7 protein-coding genes and 1 pseudogene are annotated in these 5,199 nt (G+C 59.4%); 3 read left to right on the top strand and 5 right to left on the bottom strand.

Annotated features, from left to right (window positions below):
- Positions 1-138: 138 nt before the first annotated feature.
- Together AC4DF4_RS17820 and rsgA are read left to right on the top strand one after the other, a co-directional pair.
- Positions 139-261: pseudogene (locus AC4DF4_RS17820) on the top strand (helix-turn-helix domain-containing protein); the annotation flags it as partial.
- A gap of 2 nt (positions 262-263) precedes the next feature.
- Positions 264-719 carry a ribosome small subunit-dependent GTPase A gene (rsgA, locus tag AC4DF4_RS17815; RefSeq protein ID WP_490049453.1) on the top strand — a complete coding sequence of 152 codons (456 nt, stop codon included), beginning with the start codon at positions 264-266 and terminating at the stop codon, positions 717-719.
- Positions 720-1,324: 605 nt separating this feature from the next.
- Here rsgA and AC4DF4_RS17810 read toward each other — a convergent pair.
- From AC4DF4_RS17810 to AC4DF4_RS17790, 5 genes are all read right to left on the bottom strand, one after another.
- Entirely contained in the window at positions 1,325-2,095 is a 771-nt protein-coding gene (locus AC4DF4_RS17810; protein ID WP_490049452.1) for a hypothetical protein, read from the bottom strand.
- Positions 2,096-2,293: 198 nt separating this feature from the next.
- A complete protein-coding gene (locus AC4DF4_RS17805) occupies positions 2,294-3,022 on the bottom strand; it encodes a response regulator (protein ID WP_490049451.1) in 729 nt (242 codons plus the stop codon).
- Positions 3,023-3,199: 177 nt separating this feature from the next.
- Complete coding sequence (locus tag AC4DF4_RS17800; RefSeq protein ID WP_490049450.1) at positions 3,200-3,781, bottom strand: hypothetical protein; 582 nt, start codon at positions 3,779-3,781, stop codon at positions 3,200-3,202.
- Positions 3,782-3,820: 39 nt separating this feature from the next.
- On the bottom strand, positions 3,821-4,474 hold the full coding sequence (locus AC4DF4_RS17795; protein WP_490049449.1) for a hypothetical protein: 654 nt from the start codon (positions 4,472-4,474) through the stop codon (positions 3,821-3,823).
- A gap of 66 nt (positions 4,475-4,540) precedes the next feature.
- The gene (locus AC4DF4_RS17790; protein ID WP_490049448.1) at positions 4,541-4,921 is read right to left on the bottom strand and encodes a hypothetical protein; all 381 of its coding nucleotides are present in this window, start codon (positions 4,919-4,921) and stop codon (positions 4,541-4,543) included.
- On the opposite strand from AC4DF4_RS17790, the gene AC4DF4_RS17785 reads away from it, so the two are divergent.
- Positions 4,920-5,199: hypothetical protein (locus tag AC4DF4_RS17785; RefSeq protein ID WP_490049447.1), on the top strand; the 280-nt coding region annotated here is incomplete at its 3' end. The genes AC4DF4_RS17790 and AC4DF4_RS17785 overlap by 2 nt on opposite strands.

Here is a 5,199-nt window from a genome sequence, read left to right as displayed (position 1 = left end):
TCCATCCCGTCTTCTCAGCACGGTGCCTTTTGCCGATCCCTGGTGCCTCGTTATTGAAGTCTAGCCTGCCTCGTTTTCTTGCCATGCGAAATTAATACAGGGAAAGGTATTTTCGCCTAGGATATTCTGCCAAATGGTATGAGCCACTACAGCTGCCTGACCCAAGAGCAACGCTACATCCTTGGAGCCATGAAGCGCAACGGCGCGTCCAAAAAAGAAATCGCCGCCGCCATCGGCAAGCATCCGTCGACGGTGAGCCGCGAATTTCGCCGCGCCGGAATGACTTCCGGGAGCTACTGTTTCGTGGCGGCCAGGAGCATGCCCAATCCAGCGGCGTCGGCAAATCCACCTTGGTCAACCAGCTCTACAGCGAGGACTGGCAGTGGACGAGCGAGGTCAACGAGATCACCGGCAAGGGCCGCCACACCACGACTTCCCGCGAGCTCGTCCCGCTGCGCAATGGCGGCATGCTCATCGACAACCCCGGCATGCGCGAGATCCAGATGTGGACCGACGAGGCGACGCTGCGCGACAGTTTCGCCGACGTGGAGGCGCTGACCGCCGAGTGCAAGTTCTCCGATTGCAGCCACCGCAAGGACGCCAAGTGCGGGATCCGCGCCGCGGTGGAAGCCGGCACGCTCGATCCGACGCGTTATGAGAATTTCCTCAACCTCGAGAACGAGATCGCCGCGTTGAAGAAGCGCTCCGAGAAACGATAGATGGCTGTCGAGCGGTGGGCCAAGCGCAACAGCGTCAGGGCCCACAACCTCGCCGATCTCATCCAGCTAGAGAAGGACCACTGCGGCGACGTCTGACGCGGCGACATCGACAATTTTGTTTCGATCATCGCCGGCTACGGGCTCTCTTCTTGAGCCGGTGGATCATCGTCCTTTGGGCAGTGTCGCAGATCTGAAAAGTAACATCGGGGCATGGCGTGGCGGCTTTCCTGACACTGTTTTTCTCCGTCTTCAACGGGATCGCGTTCATGAACGGTGGCCCGGCGCTGTTGAAAGCGCGCGGTCGTCGTGATCCACGAGGAAATCTGGAGCGGAACCCGGTTTCTCGACCCGGCGAGGAACTTCCCGCGTCAGGAATCCATGGAGCTCCGCTGCGAGCCGCCAGACGACGCGGCCACCACTCAGTTGAGCGCGGACAAGCCGGTCTTCCGGGACTGGATTTTGTGGAAAACTATCTGGTTCCTGTTTATGCGGCGGGATGAGAAGGCCGGCGGTCAGCGCCAAAGCCCCGCCGCGCCACCCTGGGAACGGGGCGATGCGGCGGGACCGGTTGATGATGGATTTCTGCGAGGGATCGAGGGCATTTGCTATGCCATCAAGTCGCGGCGCCTGCGGGCGAAGATGCTGCAAGCGGCAGCCCCCATCATGCCAAGCAGCCCGGCGGACGGCTCGGGAGCTGTGGTTGCCGCAACCCATGCGCTGCCGGTTTGGCACGGATTCGTGGGAGTGGGATTGGAAATCCCGTTCACGTGAGCCGCAGTGGCGTATGGCCCGTATGGTCCGCTGCCGGGGGCGCTGAGTGTATCAAACAGCTGGGCGTTGAAGCCCGCGGGGCCTGTGACCGTGTAGGTCAAACTCTCACCAGATCCAAAGCGAGCGCGCGCGCCTCCGCCATTGGCAAAGTCAAAGCGCAGGTCGTAGCGACCGTCAGGTCCTGCGACGAATGCATTGGACCCGATTTTGATGGTGGGCGCCACAAACGAACCGGAGCGGCCGGTCTCGTTGAATTTGAAATTACCGGTCAGGATTTGATCAGCTGCAAGATCGAGGTTCAGATACCAGTCGTCGAGATATTCGCCGACGGTGAGGTTTTCAGCGCTGAATGTTAAGCTGACCTGCTTTGAAACTGTGTCCGTCACCGTCACCGTCAGCCATGGCGGGGGGTTGGAGGGGGTGATCGAACCCGCGCTGAATAGAATATCGAGGTTGAATGTGAGCGTCGCTGAAGAAGCCACATCCGGAAGTGCCATCAGTGCGCCGAAAGCCATGATCTTCGGCAGCCGCGAGCCTTTGACGGTTTTTGCCAAGGAGTGCTTTTTAATGTTAGAAACGGCCGGCATTTCAGTTATGATTTTCATATTTTTTTGGGGGAGTTAGCGCTTCATCTCCGGCAGCCCACCAGGACAGCGGTCGATTTGGCGCAATGGTCGAAAATTACCACGACTCCGCGCCCTGTAAATCGGGGCGGCGCACTGATTCTCAGCCCTATCACCTCCTAGTGAATGGCCCCGATTCCCCCAAGGGCGGCGTCGGCCCCCTAGGGGTTAGGCGCGGCTTTACAGGGTCCGTCTGTCAGAACCGGCGCCGCCGTTCGAGTTCGGCAGGAAGTTGCTTTTCACCCAGTCGGTGGCGCACTCGACTAGCTCACTGCCATTCCCCAGTCCGAGCTTGTGTTTGATGTTCTCGCGGTGCGTCTCGATGGTCTTGATGCTCAGCTTCAGCTCCACGGCGATCTGGCGGGTGCCAACTCTCGCGCCGAGCCGTTGGAAAACATGCAGCTCGCGGTCGGAAAGTTTTTCCACGGTCACTTCGTTGGCGGCCGCGGACTGGAGAGGATTTCCAAGCGATTTCTGCAGGATGAGCACCGCGATCTGGCGGCTCACATACATGGCGCCATTGAGGACGGTGCGGACGGCGGTCAGCACTTCTTCCGTAGCTTCCTGCTTCAGCACGTAGCCCATGGCACCTGCCCGCAGCGCCTTCTCGGCGAAGAGCGTTTCGTCAAACTGGGAGAAAACGAGAATCGCCATCGACGGGTGCTGGATTTTGAAATCCTTGATCAAATCGATGGTGTCGCCCGAGCCCAGCCGGAGATCGAGCAGCAGCAAATCCGGGACGAGTCGCGCCGCCTCGGTCCGGGCGGAGGCGATGCTGTCGGCCTCGCCGCAGACGACGAGATCATCCTTCCGGTTGATGAAGTGCGCGACGCCTGCGCGCAGCAACGGCTGCTCATCCGCTACCAGGATGCGCGACTTGGCTAGGGGCTTCGGAGACCTGGCTTTCATGAGACATCGTCCCGGGTTGGGATTTCATCCAGCCATGGGTTCGCATGAGATTCGTCCGTGATTGGTGGCGTGAGTTCGGTGATCATACGAGGGGGGGAGGGGGGGCTTGCAAGGATCCGCAGCCATGCTGGGAAACAAGTCAAGATGTCGGCATTGGGGGGAATTTCAAATTGAGCACTATACCAGCGAGGCGGCCCGAGCAATATTTAAGTGCGTCGGCGTGGCGGCGGGCTCTCTTTCGTCACCGCGCTGGTGCTCGCGCGGCGGCTGCACGAGCCGGACCTCGTGGCGGTATTGTCCGGCCACCTGCGTCGAGCGAACGCGCACGAAAGAAACGGGGCGCAATTCGGCCAGCAATCCTTCGGCAGATGAACCACTGATTTCAATGTCCTCCGCGCCGGTGGAAATGATCCACGAGCCGTCCTGTTTGCTAACCACCGCGTCATCCAATCCGATGGCGGCAAGAGCGGTTTGCACAGCGCCCGCCGTGGCGTCGTGTGGGATCGACGCGGTGTTTTGACCGTCCACTCGCAGCACAAAGAAGCCAGTCGTCGGGCGGACATCCACAAATCCGATGGAGGCGCGGATGTGCGTCACAATCTTCTGCACCTCGATGGGCGAACCTTCGAGCGATTCAGCGAAACGCAGGCCGATGCGCACCTTGTCGCCCTGGACGAAGGCCGGGAACGAAATCGCGCTGCCGCCAAGCGTCGTGGTCAGCCTGCGAGTGGTGAGATTGGCGTAAACGGTGGCCTGCATGGGGATGTCCTGCCCATGCCCGCCGCGTCAACTCAGAGTTTACGAAACGTCCGAAGGGAATCGATGCTGGAGCCAGCGCGAGATTTTCGCGTTTCCGGTGGATGCCAATTCATCCACAGGCCAGACCTTGGTGAAATCAAAGTTCCACATGCCTGTCGCGCTTCTGGCTTGGGAACTTGTCACGATCTCCCATATCTCCCCGAGAAAATTCACCAAGGTCCTCTCACTGAAGTCCCCCTCAGCCACTTGAGCCGAGATCTCAGCGATGAATGCACGCACGCCAAGAATCATCATGTTCACATGCTTGATGTCATTTCTACCCGTCTGATCGATGGTGACCGCGTTTTCGATTTTCGCCTTCAACACCAAATGGGGCATCAAGACCCGCCCAAAAACATCGTCCGCCTGCAAATCGATCGTGCGTCCCAGTTCTTTGAAATTGAGACCCTTCACGGTATGAAGAACCTCAATAATCAGCTCATCCCCGGATGGAGAGGGAACCAACAAACGCCCCAAAACTGGGCTGCGTGATTCAGACCGTGATAGCTGCCCTTTGAGTCTTCCATGCAGACGTTCCAGAAGATCCCAAGTGCCCACCAGATCAAGATTCTTGCTGGTGAATGGCAGGTATTTCGACAGCTCGCCGACCCCTTTGGACAGGAAATAGATCGCCCGACCACTGTTAAGGAGCACAGCGGAGACCCGCAGAGGAATTGATTTATCTCAAATTTCCCCGATTTACTCCGAAATAGCCCGTTTTCAGGGACTTAGGTGGCACCAGGGGCGGGAATCCTGGAAACGGCCAATCTGATAAATTTGGGTGCGTAAAGTGCCGGTTCCGCAGGGAAATGATATTTTTAGAGGCGGTTTCGGGCGGTTTTGCAGCGTCCGTGCATGAGGAGTTCCGAGGTGATGCAGGTAAGTTGCCGGGGGCGCGCGGGCGAGCTCGACGGGGTCGATGCGGTTGACCAGGTCGTTGAGAGCGCCGTAGCCGGGCATGGTTAGAAGACCGGTTTTCTTGTTGCGCTTGGTCAGGCCGATGGCGCGGCGCTGGTTTTGATCGAGGGGCGCGCATTTTTGCCAGATGGCTTTGACGTCGTGGGCTCCGCAAATGAGGCCGTAAACGATGAGGGTGAGCATGGCGCTGAAGGGATGGCGGATGGCTTTGGGGTTGCGGGTGTCGTGTGCGCAGGGCGTGGCGCAGGGTGCGCAACTCGGGGCACTTCAGGGCGCAACGGGCACCGGCTGTGTCGCCGTCGGCAATGGCGGCTTGGTGGCTTGGCGGCTTGGTGGCTTGGTGGCTTGGTGGCTTGGTGGCTTGGTGGCTTGGTGGCTTGGTGGCTTGGTGGCTTGGTGGCTTGGTGGCTTGGTGGCTTGGTGGCTTGGTGGCTTGGTGGCTTGGTGGCTTGGTGGCTTGG

Source organism: Luteolibacter sp. (genome assembly GCF_058122085.1).
The sequence above is the reverse complement of the archived record's forward strand: the minus strand, read 5'-3'. Positions and strand labels throughout refer to the sequence as shown.

Bases quoted from the DNA above. Each gene is read 5' to 3' on its own strand.
- AC4DF4_RS17810 (WP_490049452.1), bottom strand. From the start codon at position 2,095: ATGAAAATCATAACTGAAATGCCGGCCGTTTCTAACATTAAAAAGCAC.
- AC4DF4_RS17800 (WP_490049450.1), bottom strand. From the start codon at position 3,781: ATGCAGGCCACCGTTTACGCCAATCTCACCACTCGCAGGCTGACCACG.
- AC4DF4_RS17805 (WP_490049451.1), bottom strand. From the start codon at position 3,022: ATGAAAGCCAGGTCTCCGAAGCCCCTAGCCAAGTCGCGCATCCTGGTA.
- AC4DF4_RS17790 (WP_490049448.1), bottom strand. From the start codon at position 4,921: ATGCTCACCCTCATCGTTTACGGCCTCATTTGCGGAGCCCACGACGTC.